19 protein-coding genes are annotated in these 21,948 nt (G+C 56.4%); 7 read left to right on the plus strand and 12 right to left on the minus strand.

Going from position 1 to position 21,948, the window contains the following annotated elements; translation table 11 throughout:
• The first annotated feature begins 178 nt into the window (after positions 1 to 178).
• Positions 179 to 1,492 carry a homogentisate 1,2-dioxygenase gene (gene hmgA / locus A11S_RS06395; protein WP_015467681.1) on the plus strand — a complete coding sequence of 438 codons (1,314 nt, stop codon included), beginning with the start codon at positions 179 to 181 and terminating at the stop codon, positions 1,490 to 1,492.
• An 11-nt stretch (positions 1,493 to 1,503) separates the two neighbouring features.
• On the plus strand, positions 1,504 to 3,609 hold the full coding sequence (locus tag A11S_RS06400; RefSeq protein ID WP_015467682.1) for a hypothetical protein: 2,106 nt from the start codon (positions 1,504 to 1,506) through the stop codon (positions 3,607 to 3,609).
• A 54-nt stretch (positions 3,610 to 3,663) separates the two neighbouring features.
• On the opposite strand, the gene A11S_RS06405 is transcribed toward A11S_RS06400, so the two are convergent.
• From A11S_RS06405 to A11S_RS06435, 7 genes are all read right to left on the minus strand, one after another.
• Positions 3,664 to 5,094 (minus strand): sodium:solute symporter family protein, encoded by a 1,431-nt coding sequence (locus A11S_RS06405; protein ID WP_015467683.1) that lies wholly within the window; start codon positions 5,092 to 5,094, stop codon positions 3,664 to 3,666.
• Positions 5,095 to 5,172: 78 nt separating this feature from the next.
• Entirely contained in the window at positions 5,173 to 6,168 is a 996-nt protein-coding gene (locus A11S_RS06410) for an extracellular catalytic domain type 1 short-chain-length polyhydroxyalkanoate depolymerase (RefSeq protein ID WP_041803034.1), read from the minus strand.
• 60 nt (positions 6,169 to 6,228) lie between these two features.
• A complete protein-coding gene (gene gcvPB / locus A11S_RS06415) occupies positions 6,229 to 7,716 on the minus strand; it encodes an aminomethyl-transferring glycine dehydrogenase subunit GcvPB (RefSeq protein WP_407716441.1) in 1,488 nt (495 codons plus the stop codon).
• A gap of 38 nt (positions 7,717 to 7,754) precedes the next feature.
• The gene (gene gcvPA, locus A11S_RS06420; RefSeq protein ID WP_015467686.1) at positions 7,755 to 9,038 is read right to left on the minus strand and encodes an aminomethyl-transferring glycine dehydrogenase subunit GcvPA; all 1,284 of its coding nucleotides are present in this window, start codon (positions 9,036 to 9,038) and stop codon (positions 7,755 to 7,757) included.
• A gap of 26 nt (positions 9,039 to 9,064) precedes the next feature.
• Positions 9,065 to 9,439 (minus strand): glycine cleavage system protein GcvH, encoded by a 375-nt coding sequence (gene gcvH / locus A11S_RS06425; RefSeq protein ID WP_015467687.1) that lies wholly within the window; start codon positions 9,437 to 9,439, stop codon positions 9,065 to 9,067.
• Positions 9,439 to 10,533, minus strand: a complete 1,095-nt coding sequence (gcvT, locus tag A11S_RS06430; protein WP_015467688.1) for a glycine cleavage system aminomethyltransferase GcvT — start codon at positions 10,531 to 10,533, stop codon at positions 9,439 to 9,441. The genes gcvH and gcvT overlap by 1 nt, the downstream gene beginning before the upstream one ends.
• Before the next feature lie 137 nt (positions 10,534 to 10,670).
• Positions 10,671 to 11,234, minus strand: a complete 564-nt coding sequence (locus A11S_RS06435) for an NADPH-dependent FMN reductase (protein ID WP_015467689.1) — start codon at positions 11,232 to 11,234, stop codon at positions 10,671 to 10,673.
• Positions 11,235 to 11,529: 295 nt separating this feature from the next.
• On the opposite strand from A11S_RS06435, the gene A11S_RS06440 reads away from it, so the two are divergent.
• The 3 genes from A11S_RS06440 (at position 11,530) to A11S_RS06450 (ending at position 14,773) form a co-directional block, all read left to right on the plus strand.
• Positions 11,530 to 11,736, plus strand: a complete 207-nt coding sequence (locus A11S_RS06440; RefSeq protein WP_014102955.1) for a cold-shock protein — start codon at positions 11,530 to 11,532, stop codon at positions 11,734 to 11,736.
• Positions 11,737 to 11,873: 137 nt separating this feature from the next.
• The gene (locus A11S_RS11685; protein WP_235067416.1) at positions 11,874 to 13,862 is read left to right on the plus strand and encodes a DEAD/DEAH box helicase; all 1,989 of its coding nucleotides are present in this window, start codon (positions 11,874 to 11,876) and stop codon (positions 13,860 to 13,862) included.
• Between the two features lie 95 nt (positions 13,863 to 13,957).
• Complete coding sequence (locus A11S_RS06450; RefSeq protein WP_041802536.1) at positions 13,958 to 14,773, plus strand: C40 family peptidase; 816 nt, start codon at positions 13,958 to 13,960, stop codon at positions 14,771 to 14,773.
• Here A11S_RS06450 and A11S_RS06455 read toward each other — a convergent pair.
• Together A11S_RS06455 and A11S_RS06460 are read right to left on the minus strand one after the other, a co-directional pair.
• A complete protein-coding gene (locus tag A11S_RS06455; RefSeq protein WP_015467692.1) occupies positions 14,724 to 16,151 on the minus strand; it encodes a UDP-N-acetylmuramate--L-alanine ligase in 1,428 nt (475 codons plus the stop codon). The two genes, A11S_RS06450 and A11S_RS06455, sit on opposite strands and share 50 nt — an antisense overlap.
• Before the next feature lie 11 nt (positions 16,152 to 16,162).
• A complete protein-coding gene (locus A11S_RS06460; RefSeq protein WP_148285116.1) occupies positions 16,163 to 16,993 on the minus strand; it encodes a hypothetical protein in 831 nt (276 codons plus the stop codon).
• A gap of 208 nt (positions 16,994 to 17,201) precedes the next feature.
• Here A11S_RS06460 and A11S_RS06465 point away from each other — a divergent pair, with 208 nt between their 5' ends.
• Together A11S_RS06465 and A11S_RS06470 are read left to right on the plus strand one after the other, a co-directional pair.
• Positions 17,202 to 17,549 (plus strand): hypothetical protein, encoded by a 348-nt coding sequence (locus tag A11S_RS06465; RefSeq protein WP_015467694.1) that lies wholly within the window; start codon positions 17,202 to 17,204, stop codon positions 17,547 to 17,549.
• Positions 17,550 to 17,582: 33 nt separating this feature from the next.
• Positions 17,583 to 17,894 carry a hypothetical protein gene (locus tag A11S_RS06470; protein WP_015467695.1) on the plus strand — a complete coding sequence of 104 codons (312 nt, stop codon included), beginning with the start codon at positions 17,583 to 17,585 and terminating at the stop codon, positions 17,892 to 17,894.
• A gap of 49 nt (positions 17,895 to 17,943) precedes the next feature.
• On the opposite strand, the gene A11S_RS06475 is transcribed toward A11S_RS06470, so the two are convergent.
• The 3 genes from A11S_RS06475 to clpB form a co-directional block, all read right to left on the minus strand.
• Complete coding sequence (locus tag A11S_RS06475) at positions 17,944 to 18,483, minus strand: hypothetical protein (RefSeq protein ID WP_015467696.1); 540 nt, start codon at positions 18,481 to 18,483, stop codon at positions 17,944 to 17,946.
• Positions 18,484 to 18,564: 81 nt separating this feature from the next.
• A complete protein-coding gene (locus A11S_RS06480) occupies positions 18,565 to 18,951 on the minus strand; it encodes a hypothetical protein (RefSeq protein ID WP_015467698.1) in 387 nt (128 codons plus the stop codon).
• A 76-nt stretch (positions 18,952 to 19,027) separates the two neighbouring features.
• On the minus strand, positions 19,028 to 21,640 hold the full coding sequence (gene clpB, locus A11S_RS06485) for an ATP-dependent chaperone ClpB (RefSeq protein WP_015467699.1): 2,613 nt from the start codon (positions 21,638 to 21,640) through the stop codon (positions 19,028 to 19,030).
• Positions 21,641 to 21,948 lie beyond the last annotated feature (308 nt).

Raw genomic sequence — 21,948 nt, forward strand, 5'->3', positions numbered from 1 at the left:
TCTCCTCTGCCTGTTATGACCTTCAAAGGCCTGAATTTATGGCTCAATATTCCATAAAGCACATAACACCCCCCGTCAAACAAGATGAATATGTTAAACATATCAACGGATTAGAGCCATATCCGTTTTTGCTGTATCCTGTTCCCCGAACAAAAACGACCAACAGGAAGGCCCGCAAATGACCGCACACGACCCGCAATACATGTCCGGTTTTGGCAATGAATTCGCAACGGAATCCCTGCCCGGCGCGTTGCCCGTGGGCCAAAATTCGCCGCAGAAGCCACCCTATGGCCTGTATGCCGAACAATTGACGGGCGCGCCCTTTACCGCGCCGCGCGCGACGAACAAGCGCAGCTGGCTGTACCGCATCCTGCCCTCTGTCTGTCACAAACCGTATGAGGCATATAAACACCCGACTTTGTTCAGCACCCCGTTCAACGGCACCGACACACCGTCCAGCCAGCTGCGATGGGACCCGCACCCGATCCCGGCCAAGGGTGTGGATTGGGTCGACAGCCTGTTCACCGTTGCGGGCAATGGTGATGCGGATGCGTGGGCGGGTTTGGCCGTTCATTTGTATGCGTGCAACGCGGCCATGCACAATCGCTTCTTCTATAACGCCGATGGTGAAATGTTGATCGTGCCGCAACAGGGTACGCTGCGTCTGAAAACCGAAATGGGCATTATCGACTGCGCCCCCGGTGAAATTGCTGTGATCCCGCGCGGCATTAAATTCGCGGTCGACCTGCCCACCGGCGCGGCGCGCGGTTATGTGTGCGAAAACTATGGTCAACCGTTCCAATTGCCGGACCTCGGCCCGATTGGCGCCAATGGCCTGGCCAACCCGCGCGATTTCCTGACACCCACCGCGTGGTACGAGGATAAAGAAGGCGACTACGAAGTCATCGCCAAATTCTGCGGCAAGACATGGCGCGCCGATTACACTCACTCGGTCCTGAACGTCGTGGCATGGCATGGTAATTACGCCCCGTATAAATATGATTTGAAAAATTTCAACACCATCAATTCGGTGTCGTTCGACCATCCGGACCCGTCCATCTTCACCGTATTGACGTCCCCATCCCATCCGGCAGGGACAGCAAATGTTGATTTCGTCATTTTCCCACCGCGCTGGATGGTGGCCGAAAACACGTTCCGCCCGCCGTATTTCCATCGCAATTTGATGAGCGAATTTATGGGCCTGATCTTCGGCGTTTATGACGGCAAAGAATCCGAAGAAGGCGGCGAATTCGCCCCCGGCGGTTGCTCCCTGCACAATTGCATGTGCGGCCATGGGCCGGATGCCGATGTGGTGGAAAAGGCCAGCAACGCCACCCTGAACCCCGTCAAGCTGGATGGCACATTGGCCTTTATGTTCGAAAGCAAATACACCATGCGCCCAACCGAACAGGCCCTGAAATCCAAAACCCTGCAAAAAGAATATTACAAAGCCTGGGCCACCATTCCGAAACTCTTCACCGGTTCGAAATAAGGATAATTGTCATGACCAAATTGCGCTTCGCCCTGCTCGCTTCGGCCCTGTTTATGGCCACGCCTGCGTTTGCGGATGAATTGCCGCTGAAACGCGCTGTGATTTCGACCAGCGGCGTGGCCCTGTACGAACATGCGGGCACGATTGAGGGCAATGCCGATATCGCCCTGCCCGTGCGGTTGGATCAGGTGGATGATGCGCTGAAAAGCCTGGTTGTCTTTGACACGCTGGGCACCATTGGCGGCGTGAATTTGCCGGGTCGACAGCCTTTGGCCGAAGCCTTCCGCGATTTGCCGTTTACACAGGCTGATTTGCAATCCCCCGTTACATTGCTGAACGCGCTGAAGGGCGCACAGGTCAGCATCGACGGCGGCATTACGGGCCGTTTGATTGGCGTCACCACAGAAGCCGAAAAGACGGATGCCGGAACCATCACGCGCCACCGCGTCACGGTGATGGGTGACACGGGTATGAAATCCGCCATCATGGAAAATTTGAACGCCGTGCAATTCACGGAAAAAGCCGTACAGGATCAAATCAATCGCGCCCTGGAAGCTGTCTACACCAACCGTGTGAAGGACCAACGCACACTGAACGTGACATTGAACGGCGAAGGCAAACGTGATGTGGCGTTGGCCTATCTGCAAGCTGCCCCCTTGTGGAAAAGCACCTATCGCCTGGTCCTGCCGAACGAAGGGGGCGAAGATCAAACGGCCCTGATCCAGGGATGGGCCGTGTTGGAAAACACCACCGGACAGGATTGGAATGACGTGGCCGTCACCATCACATCCGGGTCCCCCGTCACCTATACGCAGGCCTTGTACGAAAGCTATTACATTCCGCGCACGGCCCTGCCCGTCAAGGTCATTGACCGCGTTATGCCGCGTGTGGATGACGGAACGGTCGGCACCGCGAACATTGCCGAAGGCAAAAGCGAACAATGGCAAAAGAAAGCCATGCGCGCAGGGTCTGACACTATGATGGAAAGCCACATGCTGGCCACCGCTGCCGCACCGGCCCCCGCCATGGCGGAAATGGCGATGGACAGTGCCGCGGGATATGGCGGTGCCGGTGAATCCTATGTTCCTGCCATCTCGACCCCAGACATGGCCGCCACGCAAACCGCGTTGGCGGCGGAAACGGCGACGCAAATGCTGTTTACCTTTCCCACGCCGGTCACCTTGCCCGCCGGGGACAGTTTGATGGTGCCGTTTATCAGCGAAAAAATGGATGCCCAACGCCTCTACGTCTATCAACCCGAAACCAATGCCGCCCACCCGCTGGCCGCGGTGAAGGTGAAGAATGACGGCGATACGGGCCTTCCCCCCGGCATCCTGACCTTGTTCGATGGTGGCGCGCCCAATCTGGTGCATGTTGGCGATGCGGAAATGCCGTTGATCCCGGCGGGTGAAGATCGTTTCATCTCCTTCGCGCTGGATACCAAAACCAATATTGAGCAGAAGACCGAAGATGACCGCCAACTAGGCCTGATTACCATTTCCAATGGCACGTTCACGCAAAAAGTATCATGGCGCAACACCACGACCTACACGGCGAAGGCCCCAGCGAACGAAGACCGCGAAATCGTGATTGAACACCCGCGCCGCGATGGTTGGGACTTGATCATGCCGGACGGGTATGACGGCAAGCCGGATGTGACATCCACCCATTACCGTCTGGTCCTGAACGTGAAAAAGGGCGAAAGCGAGTCATTGGAGGTTACGTTACGCCGCGATGACGCGGAAACCATGGCTCTGACCTATGTGAACGAAGCGGATCTGGATGCCCGCATGGCCGCCATGGGCAAGGATCTGCCCGACGATCTGCGCAAGGCCATGGATCAGGTGAAAACCCTGCGCGCCGCCGTGGCGGAACAGGAAACCGCCCTGCGCCAAATCGAAAACACGCGGAACCAGATTTACACGGACCAGGAACGCCTCCGCCAGAACCTGGAAACCGTGGCCCCGAACAACAAATTGGGCAAACGGTACCTGAAACAACTGGAAGAACAGGAAAACGCGCTGGATAAACTGGCCAGCAGCGAGGCCGCGATCGAAATCAAGCTGAACGATGCACGCAAAGCGTTGAACGATTATATCGCGACATTAAAATTCTAAATGCATCCAATAAAAAACCCCGGCACATCGCCGGGGTTTTTCTTTTGTCTTTTCTTAAACCGCTTCGGCGGGACGGGCCGATTGTTTGGTGACCAGACTGCCGACAATCATACCGATTGAGGATGCCACGAAACCGGCCAATTGCGGCGGACAAACGCCCTCACCCTCGGGCGAAATGAACTCCATGATAATCCATGTGCCAATCCCCAGAATGATGGCCGCCATGGCCCCCGGCGTATTCGCGCGTTTCCAGTAAATACCGGCAAACAAGGGCACAATGGCCCCGGCCAGCGTGACTTTGTACGCATTTTCAACCATCTCGAAAATGGACAATTCGCTGTTTAACGCGATGACCAGAACGATCCCCGCAAACCCCACAACACTGCTCCGGATCAGGGTCAGGAAATGGCGGTCATCCATGTTTTTCAGAAACCCCCGCGCAATGTTTTCCGCAAAGGTCACCGACGGGGCCAGCAATGTTCCCGACGCCGTCGACATAATCGCCGACAACACCGCGCCAAAGAACATGACCTGAACCCAGATCGGCGTATGTTCCAAAATCAGGGACGGCAGAATGATCTGGCTATCCTGTTCCAGTTGCAGGGCCACGATCTCAGGCTGGATCACAAAGGCGGAATAAGCCAGATAGATCGGAATAAACGCAAACAGCAGGTACAGCACACCACCGGTCACCGTACCGCCAATGGCCGCCTTCTCGCTTTTTGCCGACATCACGCGCTGGAACACGTCCTGTTGCGGGATGGACCCAAACCCCATGGTCATCCACGCGGCAAGGAACGCCAGAATGCCCGGCAATGTCATTTCCGGCCAGAAATTGTCAAATTTCCCGGCATCAACGGCCGCGGTGACAACCACATCAACCCCACCGGCCATATTGCTGATGAAGAAGGAAATGATAAACAAGCCCACGACAATCATGATCATCTGCAGGAAGTCGGTCATGGCCACGGACCACATACCACCGAAAATCGTGTAGATCAGAACGATCCCCAGCCCCAGAACCATGCCCCATTCCTGGGTAATACCACCATGGGTCAACAGGTTGAACACCAGACCCAACGCCATAATCTGCGCCGCGACCCAGCCGAGATAGCTGATACAGATACAAATCGACACCAGCAATTCCACAGACCGGCCATAGGTCCGCTTATAAAAATCACCAATGGTCAGCAGTTTCATGCGGTACAGCGGCCCGGCGAAAATCAAACCGACCAAAATCAGGCACAACGCCGCCCCGAACGGGTCGGACACAACGCCGCCAATCCCTTCCTCAATAAACGTCGCAGGGATGCCCAGAACCGTTTCCGATCCGAACCACGTCGCAAACACGGTGGCAATGGTGATGTAAACAGGCAAAGACCGTCCGGCCAGAACATAGTCACTGGATGAATGCACCCGGCGGGCCGCATACAAACCAATGCAAATGGACACCAGCATGTAAAAGAAAACAAATCCGATCAGCACCCGCGTATCTCCCTGTCAGGCGTTGTTGTGCACGATTCTAAAAATCATAACGAAATTGGAAAATCTGTATAGATGGAATTATGGCCGTTCCCACCGTTTAAAGAAGGTCCACATCATATCGTTTAACGGAATATCGTCATTATAGGGGCCTGTGGCCCGCATCCATTTCCGGCACAAAACCCCGTTCGGGCGGCTTTCGCACAGTTTCAGGCCCGTGGCCCCGCCCGGCCAGTTATGCCCGCCTCCGGCCACACTGCACAATGTCACCTCGCCTTCATACACCGTGCATCCAGCCCAGCGTTCACAGGTCATGTTCCGGCGCTTATCTGTAATCTCTGTTTTACGGGTACAGCCATAATCGCGCGCCCGCCGCCACATGGATTCACGAACACCCAGACATTCCCAACTTTCGCCCCCTTCATCCCCGCCGCCAAGGAAATCGGAAAAACATCCGCCGCATGTTCCGCCACCATACAACGCGCATTTATCCGCTGTGCCATGAATGTGCATCACCGGCATGGGCCGTGCATCGGGGCAGGCATGGAATACATTCTGCCCCGCATTGGGCGCAACCGCCGCGACACGTTCGGACAGGGCACAGGCCAGACGATACACCATCATCGCCCCGTTGGAATGCCCGGTCAGGTAAATGCGTTTGGGGTCAGCGCGGAACTGATCACGCAATTCATCCATGATCGCGGATGAATAGGCCACATCGTCAACCTTTTTCTCCATTGCGGTTCCGCAACATGTGCCCGCATTCCACGTACGAAAACGGTTTTTACCCTCCGGCGCCGTGCCTTCCGGGTATACGGCAATAAAGCCATATTTGTCAGCCGTATCGTTCAGGCGCGTCATATCCGCCATGCCCTCCGCCGTGCCGCCGCCACCATGATACGCCATCACGACCGGATAGGGCCCGGCCTTTGGCTTGAATCCAGCGGGCAGGTGGATGAGATAATCCCGTTCCACACCATTCACGGTCACGGATTGTTTGAGCAACCCATCAGCCGCTTGCGCGCTGAATGGCAACACAAAAAGAACACAGAAAATACCAAGTAAAACACGGATCATTTTCGATTTCTCCATGAATGAAAATGATTATCCCGGGATCACCCCGGGATAATAAAAGATTTATTCTTTGGTCCAGCGCAATTTCGGGAACCGGGCCGCTTTGACCTCGTCCAATCGACGACGCGGGGTGCTGCGCGGATATTCGTGCAATTCATCGCCCTGCCCGGTTTCAACCATATCGGCGATATGGCGCATAACGCCGATAAAGCGATCCAGGCTGTCCTTGCTTTCCGTTTCGGTCGGTTCGATCAACATCGCGCCCTGTACCACCAACGGGAAATACACGGTCATCGGGTGGAACCCGTATTCGACCAGAGCCTTGGCAATATCCAGCGTAGATACGCCTTTTTCCTTCTGGATTTTTTCGGTCAGCAGGCATTCATGCATGCAAGGCCCGTCGAACGGCACGTTATAAACGTCCTTCAACTGGCTGAGGATATAGTTTGCGTTCAAAACAGCATCGTCCGACACCTGACGCAAACCATCACCGCCGTGCGACATCATATAGGCCAACGCCCGCACATGCATACCGAACTGCCCATGGAAGCCCTTCAAGCGGCCCAGCGTGGTCGGGCGCATGTCTTCAGTTTCCAGCACGTATGTTTCGCCCTGCTTCACCACGGTCGGCACGGGCATATACGGGGCTAATTCATCGGTCACGCAAATCGGACCCGACCCCGGCCCACCGCCGCCATGCGGGGTGGAGAAGGTTTTGTGCAAATTGATATGCATCACATCAACGCCGAAATCCGCCGGACGCACGCGCCCGACCAGCGCGTTAAAGTTCGCCCCATCGCAATAGAAATACCCGCCCGCCTTGTGCAGCAAATCGGCAATTTCAACAATTTCACGTTCAAACAGCCCGCACGTATTCGGGTTGGTCACCATCATCCCGGCCACATCATGGCCATCGCCAAGCGCTTCTTTAAACGCCTCGACGCTCATGCGGCCGGTGTCCTTCGTCGGAATAACGCGGATCGTATAGCCGCACATCGCCGCCGTCGCCGGGTTCGTGCCGTGCGCGGAATCCGGGATCAGCATGACGGTTTTATGGGCATTTCCCTTTTGTTCATGCGCGCGACGGATGGTCATGACCCCCGCCAGTTCGCCATGCGCACCCGCCGCCGGGGACAGGCATACGCCCGGCAATCCGGTCAGCGTCGCCAGCCAGTGCTGTAAATCATGCATCACACGCAACGCGCCCTGAATGGTTTGTTGCGGCTGTAACGGGTGGACATGCGCAAAACCGGGCAAACGCGCCATGCGTTCATTCAAGCGCGGGTTATGCTTCATCGTGCAGGACCCCAACGGGAAGAACCCGCTGTCGATCGAGTAGTTCAGCGTGGACAGGCGCACGAAATGGCGCACCGCCTGTGGCTCGGACACTTGCGGCAAACCAATATCACCGCGTTCCGCCTGACCGGTACGGTTTTTGAAGTTTTTTACGTCCGGGAAATCAACACCGGAATGATCGCTCCGCTCTTTTTCCCAGAGCAGGCTCTCTTCGTAATGCAATCCGCGCGATCCGCCGTTCAATTCTTTTGTCATCATGGTGCTTACCTGACTTTCAATTTTCCGTTCGGCGCTCATTTCAACACCTCAGCCAAAGCGTTACAGAACGCATCAATGTCGGATGCTTCGGTCATTTCCGTTGCGGCGACCAGCAAACGGTTCCCATCCAGCGCCAGCCCCGCAATAATGCCCTTGGCCGCCAATTGGTCGACGACGCCCGCAGATGGCTTCGACAATTCAACAACAAATTCGTTGAAGAACGTCTCATTCACCACTTTCACGCCCGGCACTTTCGCCAGCGCATCGGCCAGCATCCCGGCGCGTTCATGGTTGATGCGGGCCAGTTGCTTGAACCCGCCCTCGCCCAGCAACCCCATATGAACGGTGAACGCCAGCGCGCACAGCCCCTGGTTCGTGCAGATGTTCGACGTCGCCTTTTCCCGGCGGATATGTTGTTCCCGCGTGTTCAGGGTCAGGACGAAGGCGCGTTTTCCATCCGCGTCCACCGTTTCCCCGACCAAGCGGCCCGGCATTTGGCGGACATATTCGGTGCGGCAAGCAAAGAAGCCCAAATGCGGTCCACCAAAGCCCATGGCCAGACCGATGGACTGCGCTTCGCCACAAACAATATCCGCCATGCTCGGCGCGGGCAGAAGGCCCAGCGATACGATTTCGTTAATCACAACAACCAGTTTCGCGCCTAGACGATCACACAGCGCGCGCCAATCCGCATATTGCACCGGCTGGCCCAGGAAATCCGGGCACTGCACGATGATACAGGCCACATCGGACTCATCATCCGTAATGGTCTTAAACGTTTTTTGTTCGCAACCCCGCACACCGGATTTCAGCACATCCCAATAATGCGGATGCAGGTCATTGCCCACGATCACGCGGCCCCGCCCGGTCAGGCGCATCGCCATCAATGCGGCCTCGGTACAGGATGTCGCGCCGTCATACATGGATGCGTTGGCAATATCCTGTCCGGTCAATTGCGCGATAAAGGTTTGAAATTCAAAAATCGCGGTCAATGTGCCTTGCGCGATTTCCGGCTGGTACGGCGTATAGGCGGTCAGAAATTCCGAGCGTTGGATAATATAATCCACACTGGCCGGAACATGGTGGTAATAACACCCAGCCCCGAGGAAGAACGGCCCCGCACCCGCCGCACGGTTCTGGTTCGCGTAAGCGGACAAGGCACGCTCCACCGCCAACTCACCCATATGCGGGGGTAGATCAACCGCCCCCTTCATCCGCGCCTTCGCCGGAACGTCAACGAACAGATCATCCACGCTTGCGACGCCAATGGCATCCAGCATGGCTTTACGGGCATTTTGTGTCTGGGGCAGATAGCGCATGGGTGTAACCCCTTCCTTTTTGTCTCTTACAGAGTCTTCACAAACGCGTCATACGCCGCCTGATCCATCAGGCCGGCCATTTCATCGGCATTGGTCATTTTGATTTTGGCGATCCAGCCTTCTTCCAAAGACTTTTTGATCAGTTCCGGATCGGTCGACAAATCATCATTCACCGCGACGATTTCCCCGGTCACCGGCGTGTACACTTCGGCGGCGGTTTTCACGGATTCAACAACGGCAAAATGCTCGCCCTTCTTCACGCCTTTACCAATCGACGGCAATTCAACATAAACCAGATCGCCCAACGCGTTCTGCGCGTAATCGGTAATGCCCAGCACCGCCGTATCATCACCTTCGATTTTCAGCCATTCATGGTCTTTGGTAAATTTCAGACTGCTCATCACGCTGCTTCCTTCTTTTTCATGGATTTTGTTTTTGCGGACACGAACGGCAGAGCGCAAACCTCTGCCGCAATATTGCGTCCACGGACATTGACGAAAATTTTATGGCCAGTTTCGGCATATTCGGCCTGAATATACCCCATGCCGATGGAGGCCTGCGTGCTGGGGGAATATCCACCGCTGCTCAACATCCCAATCACCTCATCCGCCTCGTTACGGATTTCGGCCCCTTCGCGGGCCACGCCCTTGTCGGTCAGGCGTACGCCCACGCGCACATGCTCCGTGCCATTGGCCAGATGCGCGCGAATGACCTCCGCCCCGATATAATCGGTATGATCCTTGGCGATGATCCAGTTCAGGCCCGCTTCCACGGCGCTGATATCTTCGTCCAATTCATGCCCGTATAATGGGTAGCCCATTTCAAGGCGCAGGGAATCCCGCGCGGCCAATCCAACGGGCTTCACCGCTTCATGCGCCATAAACGCGTTCCACACCTTTTCGGCATTGCGTTCGGGGATGCTGATTTCAAAGCCATCTTCGCCCGTGTAGCCCAGACGGCTGATCAGCAGGTCATTATGCTCCGCCATCCACATATACGGCATCAATGACGCATCAAACCCCAGCACATCGCGGATCACGCGTTCGGAATCTGGCCCCTGCAGCGCAATCAAGGCGCGGTCCGTAATAATGTCCATCTGCGCATTCGACGGCAGGTGCGATTGCAGCCACGGGAAATCCTTGTCCTTGCATCCGGCATTCACGACGGCGAAGAATTTGTCCGGTCCCATGCGGGTCACGATCAAATCATCGACCGTGCCGCCGCGTTCGTTGGTCAGGACGGAATATTTCGCGCGCCCGCCGGGAATATTGGCGAATGATGACGGCGTCACATGTTCCCAAAATGCGGTTGCGCCCGCACCGGTCACAAACATCTGGCCCATATGCGACACATCGAACAAACCCGCATGCGTGCGCGTCCATTCATGTTCCTTGATCACCCCTTCACCGTAGTAAAGCGGCATATCATATCCGGCGAATTCGCCCATTTTCGCGCCCAGGGCAATATGGGCGGCGTGTAGCGGTGTGGTTTTCATGGCTTTATTCCTTTGCCATGAAATCTAAAGGACACACCCGCCCCACGCCACCCCATGCGCAGCGCAAAACCCAATAGATCACAGGCATTTTTATGATGCCCCGCGATATGAATATGTTTTGGAAAATGGCGAAAGTCTTACGCCGCCTTCGCCTTTGCGGTCCCGCCAACATGGCTCAGGAACCGGTCCACGAACCCTGTCAGGAACTTGGCCGTATCCGGGTTGCTGACATTGCCATCACTGTCGATCAGCCCTTCTTTAAAGGTCAGGTACAGCTCCGGCTGCGCCATCATCGCCATATCCAGGAAACCGGCGGTGACAGACCGCAAATGCGCCTGCGCCACCGCGGTACCAATTGCACCCGGCGACGTGCCGCAAATGGCCCCCGGCTTGCCCGCGAACGAGTTTTTGCCATAAGGACGAGATGCCCAATCAATCGCGTTTTTCAGAACACCGGGGATAGAGCGGTTATATTCCGGGGTGATAAACAAAACCCCATCCGCGCCCTCAATCTCACTTTTCAGGCGCGTGACCGATGCCGGCACGTTGCCCTCCAGATCCTGGTTAAACAGCGGCAAATCATCAATCCGCACGTGAATCGCGCTAAAACGGCCCGCGCCCAGCTTTTCCAGTGCTTTGGCCAGTTTCAGATTGGACGAATCTTTACGAATGCTGCCGACGATAATCGCGATTTTGGTCATGGATGGCCCCCAAAGAATGAAAGAAAGGAATATTGGCGTTTGAATCTAAACCTTTTTTCCCCGATTTCCAGTCTGTAAATAAATGCATGCCCCGCAACAATTTACTTGTTTTCTGTAAATATTTGTGGTTAATAGCGGGCATTGAGTTCTGTAATAACTCTTCGTCCTGTCAGCCTTGTGACCAAAATCATCAAGCGTGAACCAAAGAGTTTTACCAGCCACCTACCGGAAACGGACGGCTGGATACGAAACTCTTTATTTTAAAAACGACTTCTTGATAAAGGAAACTACGACTATGGCTACAGGTACCGTTAAATGGTTCAACACCACCAAAGGCTTCGGCTTCATTCAACCTGACCAAGGCGGCGCGGACGTTTTCGTTCACATCTCCGCTGTTCAACAGGCTGGCTGGTCCACCCTGAACGAAGGTCAAAAAGTAAGCTATGAGCTGGTGACAAGCCGCGGTAAAACCGCAGCCGCTGACCTGCGCGACGCAGCCTAATCTTAGGCTAATCGACGACGTCCCTCTCTTTTTGTGTAGGGACCAACACGGTTAAATCTTCGACTGAAGAATAACAGGACCTTCTCCGGCACATGTCGTGCCGGAGGTGTTGGTCCCGACATACACGACAAAAAGAGATGATGATGCAGAATTTCCATGAAATGGGTCTGCCAGACGCGCTCGTGCGCGCTCTGGACTATATGAAGTTTGAAACGCCGACGCCGATTCAGGCCCAGGCTATCCCCCTCGCCCTTGCTGGCAACGACATTCTGGGTTCCGCCCAGACAGGCACAGGTAAAACCGGTGCTTTCGCAATCCCAATCATTGCCAAACTGATCGAGTTCCCGGAGTCGGGCGCGTTGATCATGACGCCGACTCGCGAACTGGCTGTTCAGGTTGCTGACATCGTCCGCAAAATGCTGGGCTCCCAACCGACGATGACGCTGGCCGTTCTGATCGGTGGCGAACCGATGGACAAACAAATGCGCCAATTGCGCACCCACCCGCGCATCATTATCGGCACACCGGGCCGTATCAATGACCACCTGCAACGCGGCACCGTGAATTTTGAAAAATCCAACTTCCTGGTTCTGGATGAAACCGACCGGATGCTGGACATGGGCTTTGGCATCCAGATCGAAAAGATCATCCGGACCATGCCGAAAGAACGCCAGACCATGATGTTCTCGGCCACCATTCCGCCGTACATCAGTAAGCTGTCGGCCCAATATCTGAAAAACCCGCAGCGTATTTCGATTGGCGAAGAGTCAACCGCAGCGCCGAAGATTAAACAGGAACTGGTTCACACCAACCACTCCGAAAAATACAATGCGCTGGTTGGGCAACTGGATCAACGCGAAGGGTCCGTAATCATTTTCGTGAAAACGAAACATGGTGCCGACCGTTTGGCCCGTAAACTGACCCAGGATGATTTCCGGTCCGAAGCCCTGCACGGTGACTTGCGCCAGAACAAGCGTGACCGCGTGATCCGCAGCTTCCGCGACAAGAAATACCGTATCCTGGTTGCCACCGACGTGGCCGCCCGCGGCCTGGATATTCCGCACATCGAACACGTCGTCAACTACGACCTGCCCCAATGTGCAGAAGACTACATCCACCGTATCGGTCGTACGGGCCGCGCCGGTGCCGAAGGCAACGCCGTATGCCTGCTGACATCCGAAGATGGCGGCAAGTGGAAAGCTATTCACAAGCTGATGAACCCGCCTGCCAATGGCGACAAGCACGAAGCCCGCGATGAAAATGGCGGTCGCCCGTCATTCGGACGCAAATCCGGCGGCTTTAAGCAAGGCGGATTCAAGCGTGATGGTTTCAAACGTGATGGATTCAGAAAAGAAGAAGGTGGCCGCGATGGTTACAAAAAAGAAGGCTTCAAACCGCGCCGTGATTTTGACGACCGCCCACGGCAAGACCGTCCTCGGAGCGAACGGCCGTTCGGCGACCGTCCGTTCAACAACGACCGTCCCCGTGGTGATCGCCCGTTCAATGATCGTCCCCGCGAAGATCGTCCCCGTCAAGATCGTCAGGGCCGCGATTATAACGACCGCCCGTCTTTCCGCGATGGTCGCGGCGGCGATCGGCCGTTCCAAAAGCGTGACGACGACCGTGGGAACCGTTTCAATCGTGACGAGCGCCCGAACACATGGAAAAAAGACCGCCCGTACAGCAACGACCGGTCCTTCGATGAACAGCGCCCCCGCCGTGATTTTGCGGACCGCCCGCAAAACAACGAACGCGGAACCCGCCCGTTCAATGACCGCCCCCGCGACGATCGTCCGCGCGAAGACCGCCCACGTCGCGAATTCTCCGACCGCCCGCGTCAAGATGCCGCGCCGCGCCGGAACGACGATTCCTTCGGCAACCGCAAACCAAAATTCCAAGGTGACCGTGACGGAAACCGTCCGGAGCGCGGAAACCGTGACGCGGACGGCAATCGCCGCGATTTTGCCAAGCGTGATGGTGACCGCCCGTTCGGTCGCCGCCCGGGCGGCAATGGCGGAAACGGCAGCGGAAAGCCTGCGGGCCGACCAATGGGCGGCCAACGCCCGGCTGAGGGCGGAAAAGTGCGCACCGCATCCAGCAGCGGAAAACGCTATTACTCTGCATAATTCCTGAAGATTTCAGGACATTAAGGTTTGACGGGGTGCCCCATCTTTGCAAAGGTGGGGCACCTTTGATTTTGATACATAAAGCCCGATTGCCCATGACCGAAACCTACATTGTCAACACCCCAGCCACATGGATCCGCACCCGCCCCGCCCATGAACCGATGATCGGGCGGCGGGACTCGCAGGTGTTGTTCGGCGAAACGGTACGCGGCGATAACAATCTGTATCAACACTGGATCGCGGCCACATCGGCGCAGGATGGATACGAAGGCTGGATGTCCACCAACGACGTTCGCACAAAATCTTTTCTGTCAGAACCGACCCATATCATCGCGACCCGGATGGCGAATTTATACCCCTCGCCCACGTTCAAAATTCGCCCCAGCCTAACCCTGACCTTTATGGCGCAGGTCAAACCGAAATCCGACAATCTGGTTGTCGATGGATTTGTCGCTGTCCGCTTTAATGATGGCCTGTTATGGGTGCCGCAAAATCACATCATGACCAAAGCGGATGCGCTGGCCAACCCGGTGGACATTGTTGAAACGGCCAAAATGTTCCTGGGTGATCCGTATTTGTATGGCGGGCGTGGCCATGGCGGGATTGATTGTTCCGGGCTGGTTCAAATCGCCCTGCAACGCAACGGCATTTCCTGTCCCCGTGACGCAGACATGCAGGAAAACGTGGTCGGCGAAGCCGTGCCTGTATCCTTAAAAAACCTGCGCCGTGGTGATTTGGTCTATTTCCCCGGCCATGTCGGCATCATGATCAACCGCACACACATGATCAACGCCACCGCCCGCTTTATGCAGGTGGTGATTGAGCCCGTCCGCGATGTGAAAAAAGCGTGTAACGATACGATTACGGCTGTACGCCGTTTGCCGCCTTTGGTGCCGGGCGTAGCGCTTTAAGCAACCCACGGCCGAAATCTGTCAGTGTATCATCCCGCGCGCCCATAATGACCAGACGGTCCCCCGGCTTCGCCAGCGACAGCATCAACGCCCCGGCATCGTCCCGATTGTTGCAGAACTGCGCATCAACGCCGCGTCCCACCATATCGCCGATCAGATCCGCGGATGAGATATTGCGGTTCACCGTCCCGCCAGCATAAAAAATCTCCGGCATGATCACGACATCGCCATCACGCGTTCCGGCGGCAAAGGCGCTGACGATCCCGTCGCGCATCATCTTCATCGGGCCGAACCCGTGCGGCTGGAACATCACAATGACGCGCCCCGGATGATCCGCCAACGTTGCCAGCGATGCCGCAATTTTATCCGGGTTGTGCCCGAAATCATCAATCACCGTCACACCGTTTTCGGTGCCCAGCACCTCCATACGGCGGCGAATGCCGGAAAATTTTGACAGGGCCGCAACAGCATTGGCAAAATCCAACCCCAACGCCCGCGCAACCCCAAGGGCCGCCAACGCGTTTGATACGTTATGCCGCCCCGGAACCTTCATATTGCAGTGATACGCTGTGCCATCCGCATGCACATCAAATGCAACCCCACCGGCGGTCGGCGTGACGTTGCGGGCCACGATCATCGCGGCGTCATTATCAATGCCGACGGTCACCGTGTTCGGATTAACCCCGGCCATGGCCGCGGCATGCACATCGTCCAGATTGACCACGGCCCCATCCCGCGCACGGGTCAGAAAGTCATGAAACAACGGTTCCAATTCCGCAATCGGCTTGTGATCCAGTGTAATATTGTTCAACACGGCCACGGCCGGTTGGTACAGCACGATGGATCCGTCGCTTTCATCCATTTCGGCGGCGAACAGATCGCCCGAGCCAGACACGGCATTGCCCATCAAACTGTTTGGATGTCCGACAAAATCCGGCATGATCCCGCCGTTAAAAATCGTCGGCCCCTGCCCCATTTCATGCAGCATAAAACCGGTCATGCCTGTGGTGGTCGTTTTCCCACTGGTACCGGCCAGCCCGATACCGCGTGCGGCATTAAACAATTCGGCCAACACCTCGGCCCGCTTTTTAATCGCAACCCCATGGGCTTTCGCGGCCTGCACATCGGGGATTGTATCCTCCACCGCGCTGGACACGACCAAAACATCCACGTCGGATGTCACGCCCGATCCGTCCTGCGGACACAACGTAATGCCCGCATCGGTCAGTGTTTTGGCTTTATCCGGGCTTTTGCCCTGATCAAACCCGCGATCCGATCCGGATACACGGTGCCCATGGCCACGGACAAGATCAGCCAGCGGGGCCATGCCGCTGCCGCCAATACCAACAAAGAAATAATGCAGGGGTTTATGGGTCACGATGGTTTAAATCAAAACGATCCCGGGTTGGCCTGACGCGTCAAGCTGTCCGCCGATGTCGTGCCACCTGTGCTTGGTGCACGGGCCGGTACGCTGGCAACCCCGCCGGATGTCGTCGGGTTGGTGGCGCTCGACCCGCCAACAAATTCCGCCGGCGGTGTGCCGTATTCCGGCGACGCCGTCATCACTTGCGAATGGCTGGGCACGCGGGCGGCCATAGAGCCCTCCGGCGCGACAACCTTGCCGCCAACGCTCTTCATGCCACTTTCGTCGGATGTCGTAAATTCACCCAGACTTTCTTCAGCCCCTTCACGACGATTCAATGTCGGAACCGGGGTCGTGTAATCGCTGATCAACACGGCCCGGCCCGGACGGAATTCTTCCAACCCGATCAGACCCGGGTTCTGGTTCAGGACACGCTGATATTCCGGCAACGGCATGGGCTGGGCCGGGACGCCGGTGAAATCAACCGTAATCACATTCGGAAATGCGTGTGCCGCACCGGATGCAACATCCCACGCCACGCCGGGCACAAACCCGTTGCTGAAATTGGCCGCGATCATGTCGCTGACTTCCGGTTCAATCGTCGCTATACGCTCACGATTGCCCGTTGCGACACAGCGCAGATTGATCGCCTTACGCGTTTTCTGAATCCGGATCGTGGATGGGGCATAGATTTTGTAATTATAATCGTCGTTTTTGAAATGGCACAACGCCGTGTCCGCACCGACAACGCGGAACTCCACTTCCTGTGATGAATCCTCAATCGCGGTGGCACATCCGGCCAGCAGGACCGCAGAAACAGCGGCGATGGATACAGCATTAAGCAAGCGACGGGTCATACCGGCATCATCCTGAAAAAACATGGTCAAAACGGCAAAAACGCGGGAGAATCCCCGCACCAAGGACATAACCTCAACAGGTTAATGGAATTCCCCAGCCATGACAATCTCTTACGGCACCCCGGCCCTGGACCTTTTTCCTTGACCCCACGGTTTCCGTAACCTACGATCTTGTTATAAAATATAAAAAAAGAACAGGGATGCCACCATGAATACCACCACACAGGAAACCGAAATCCTTCGCCTGTGCTGCCGCTTTACCGAAGCGGCCTGCAACAAGATTGACGCCATGGGCGTTCAGGTCGCGGACAAGGATTGGGTTGAATTTCAACGCGCCGTGGCCCCGTTTATCGCCCAGCGCAAAATCCCGGTTGAACACCTGATGGGGGCGATCGATGCCCTCGTCCCGTTATGCCGCAAGATTTTTGGCCCCACGGAACTGGCCGCCATGGTCCCGGACGGGCTGAAAACCCCCACCGCCATCACTTACCTCACCACGCACAAGGCCCATAATCTGGCCCGGATGTGTGGCGTAAAACCCGCTTTACCGTTTTAGTTGAACCCCAGCGCCCTGACAGGACACCCCAGCATGAAACAGAAAAAATCATCGACCGTCTCCGCCAAGCAAGCCATCGAAGCGCTGACCGCTGTGGGATACAGCACCCGCCCGCTGGATCAGGATCATCGCATCCGCCCGACCGAACGCGCCAATTACCAAAAAAACCCGGGCATCGACCTGTCCAACTCGGGCAAATCCATCAACCTGTACTTCAACGGCAGCGCCGATGAAGGCCGCGCCCCGCAGGTCTTCGTCCCGGCCAAGGGCATGCTCTCCATCGGCCAGGCCGAAACGCTGGAAAAACAGGCCAAGATCAAATTTAACGATTTCAAACAGCGCTAAATAAAAAACGGAGCCCTAAAGGCTCCGTTTTTGTTCTGGTATTCCGTTTTTATTGCGGCTGGCGGCGCGCTGCCTCTACCGCACGGGCGGCATTCAGACGATCGCGATAGGATTGAACCAACCCATCGCCCATCAAGGCCGGACCGTCTTCGTGGATGACGGCGTCAATAAACGTCCCCATCAGGCTTCTGTCCAGCGCCCGGCGCAAACGCACCAGATCACCAATACGGCGGTGTTGCATCACAGCCTGAACCACAGGTCCAATCACCTGTCCCGGTATGGCCAGTTGCAAAGATGCGCACCCATCGATCATGCGACAAACCTCAATAAACCGATCCAGGCTTTTTTGCGCCCCCAACGGCATTGTGGGTTGGGACAGGCTGGGCGCAATATCACGCACCAGACATTTTGACACCGTTTCGACCATCTGTGGGGTCACCACGTTTTTGACGCGGCCATGTTGATGGGCCAAATTCATCAGCCGCATAAATTCATCCGTATCCCCATTGGTCATGGCCGATTCCGCATACATGCGGTTGATACCGGACAGGCAGTTAAACTGATGGATGGCGTTGCGCAAACGGTTCATGGCGGTTTCCTTACACAGATAAAAAAGATGGCGGACCATACGCCCGCCATTTGCGATATGTCAAATAAAAAGCGTGGAGTTTTATAACCCCGGGGCCGCTTTTATCCCCGCCGCAACCGCCTGCCCCACGCGCACCATCCCAGCAGACGATGATGACAAAGCCACCTCCAGATCACGCGCCCCGCTGACAACCTGACGCAGGGATGCAAATTGTTCAAATGCCCGCCCCACATCCGCCGGAGACCGGGTCCCGTACAGGGCATTCAGCCCATCACACCCCATTTTCAAGGCCACCGCACGCACCATCTGCGGGGTCAGGACAACATCCACCCACCCACACCCGCGCGCCGTTTGCGCAACCCGCAAGAACCGATCCACATCGTTATCCGCCGCAGCCGACAGCGCCCGCAAACGGTTGATGCCGGACAGGCAGTTGAAATGATCAATAGCTTTGGAAAAATAACCCATCACGGCCTCACCCCATTCATTTGAAAGAATGGGGTGAGCTTAATGCCCATATCGGAAATATGTCAAACTTAAAGCACTACGCCGCGACCTTCGCCGGGCCGGATTTCGTGACCTTGAAATCCAGCTGGTCACCCTTGCCGACGCTCACCGCCACGGTGGACCCGTCGCGGATATCGCCCTGCAGGATCATCCCGGCCAGCGGGTTTTGCATGGTGTTCTGGATCACCCGTTTCAGCGGGCGGGCACCATAGGCCGGATCGTAACCCTTATCGGCCAGCCACTGGATCGCCTTGGCATCCATCTCCAGCGTGATGCGTTTATCAGCCAGAAGTTTACGCAGGTACCCCAGCTGGATCTCCACAATCCCGGCCATCTGATCCCGGCCCAAACGGCGGAACAGCAGGATTTCGTCCAGACGGTTCAGGAATTCCGGGCGGAACGCCTTGCGAACGGCTTCCATCACCTTGTCGCGGACCTTCTCCACATCCTCGCCATCCTTCTGGTTCACTAGATGGTCAGCGCCGAGGTTCGAGGTCATGATCAAAACAGTGTTCGAGAAATCGACTGTCCGGCCCTGACCATCGGTCAGACGACCATCATCCAGAACCTGCAGCAGGACGTTGAAAACATCCGGGTGGGCTTTTTCAACTTCGTCAAATAAAACAACCTGATACGGGCGTCTCCTCACCGCTTCGGTCAGGGCTCCGCCCTCCTCATACCCGACATAGCCCGGGGGGGCACCGATCATGCGGGCGACCGAATGTTTTTCCATGTATTCGGACATGTCCAACCGGACCAGGGCCGTATCATCATCAAACAGGAATTCGGCCAAGGCCTTGGTCAATTCCGTTTTCCCGACCCCTGTGGGGCCGAGGAACAGGAACGACCCAATGGGACGGCGTGGGTCCTGCAGACCCGCCCGTGCGCGGCGCACGGCGTTGGATACGGCGTGAACAGCGGCTTCTTGGCCGACCACACGCTCCATCAGTTTTTCATCCATTTTCAGGAGCTTATCCCGTTCACCTTCAAGCATTTTATCAACGGGAATTCCGGTCCATTTGCTGACCACGGCGGCGATGTCATCAGCCTCAACCTGCTCCTTGATCATAGAGCCCGTTGCGCCGTTGGCTTGCCCGGCTTTTTCCAGCAACCGCTCCAATTCCGGGATGCGGCCATAGAGCAGCTCGGACGCTTTCTCCAGATTGCCCTCGCGCTGGGCCCGCTCCAATTCGGTCCGGGCCTTGTCCAGCTCTTCGGTCAGGCGCTGGGCCGCGCCCAACTTGTCCTTCTCCGCCTTCCACGCCCCCGTCAGATCGGCGGATTTTTTCTCCAGCTCGGTCAGCTCGGCTTCCAACTTTTCCAGCCGATCCAGAGAGGCAGAATCTTTTTCTTTTTGAAGGGCTTGGCGCTCGATCTTCAACTGAATTATCCGGCGATCCAGCTCATCCACCGCTTCGGGTTTGGAATCCACCTGCATCCGCAAACGGCTGGACGCTTCATCCACCAAGTCAATCGCCTTGTCCGGCAAGAACCGGTCGGTGATATAGCGATGCGACAAGGTCGCCGCCGCAACAATCGCGGAATCCGTGATGCGCACCCCGTGGTGCATTTCGTATTTTTCCTTTAATCCCCGCAGGATAGAGATGGTATCTTCAACCGTTGGCTCTGACACGAAAACGGGCTGGAAGCGCCGCGCCAGCGCCGCGTCTTTTTCGATATGCTTGCGGTATTCATCCAGCGTGGTGGCCCCGACCATATGCAGCTCACCCCGGGCAAGCGCAGGCTTCAGCATGTTGCCGGCATCCATGGACCCTTCGGCCTTTCCGGCCCCGACCACGGTGTGCAATTCGTCCAGAAACAGGACGATTTCCCCGGCATGGGATTTAATCTCATCCATCACGGCCTTCAGCCGCTCTTCAAACTCGCCCCGGAATTTGGCCCCGGCCAGAAGCGCACCCAGATCCAGCGCCATCAGGCGCTTATCCTTCAAACTTTCCGGCACATCGCCATTCACGATCCGCAGGGCCAGCCCCTCGATAATCGCGGTTTTACCCACGCCCGGCTCCCCGATCAAAACCGGGTTGTTCTTGGTCCGGCGGGACAGAACCTGGATGGTGCGACGAATTTCCTCATCCCGGCCAATCACCGGGTCCAATTTGCCCTCACGGGCCACTTCGGTCAGATCGCGAGCATAACGGCGCAGGGCATCGAAACCGCCCTCAGCGCTCGCCGTATCGGCCGTACGCCCCTTGCGCATATCGTTGATCGCCTGATTGAGCTTGGCAGCATTGACACCGCACGCCTCGATCAGCCCCGCAACATCCGCGGATCGCGCCAGCAGGAAGGCCTGCAAAATCCGCTCTGCTGTGATAAACTTGTCACCTGATTTTTCAGCCAAATTCAAACTGTTATCAAGGATTTTTGCGAGATCGGTTGAAATACGCAAACCACCTGCGCCACCACCCGTAACGGACGGAATTTTGGCCAGCGCACCCTCAACTTCGCGCATCAAACGGTTCACATCCCCGCCCGCCGAACCGATCAGGCGCTGGACCATGCCATCCTCATCCTGCAGCATCACTTTCAGCAGGTGCTCCGGCTCCAGCGACTGGTGATCCGATCGCATGGCCAGCGTCTGAGCCTTTTGCAGGAAAGAGCGGGTTTTCTCGGTAAATTTTTCAAAATCCATGGGCGTAGAACCGATCCGAACAGGTTGATTTTAATGAAGAATACGCAGAGGGGAGGCCCCGCGGGGGCCATACAGTTTAGATGGTGGAAACACCCCCAAAAATCAAGAGGTTCCCACAAGGACATTATACCTTACCCGCCCCAATAACCCCACATCCGTCATTCCGGCGCAGGCCGGAATCCAGTGGATAGACCGTACGGATTCCAGCCGGAGGTTATCCTCCGCGTAGGCGGGGGGCCGAAATGACGGATGAAAGAAACGAAAAACGGACCGCGACGCGATCCGTTTTTTCATTTTATTAACAATGC

This window comes from Micavibrio aeruginosavorus EPB (assembly GCF_000348745.1).
GTDB lineage: Bacteria > Pseudomonadota > Alphaproteobacteria > Micavibrionales > Micavibrionaceae > Micavibrio > Micavibrio aeruginosavorus_A.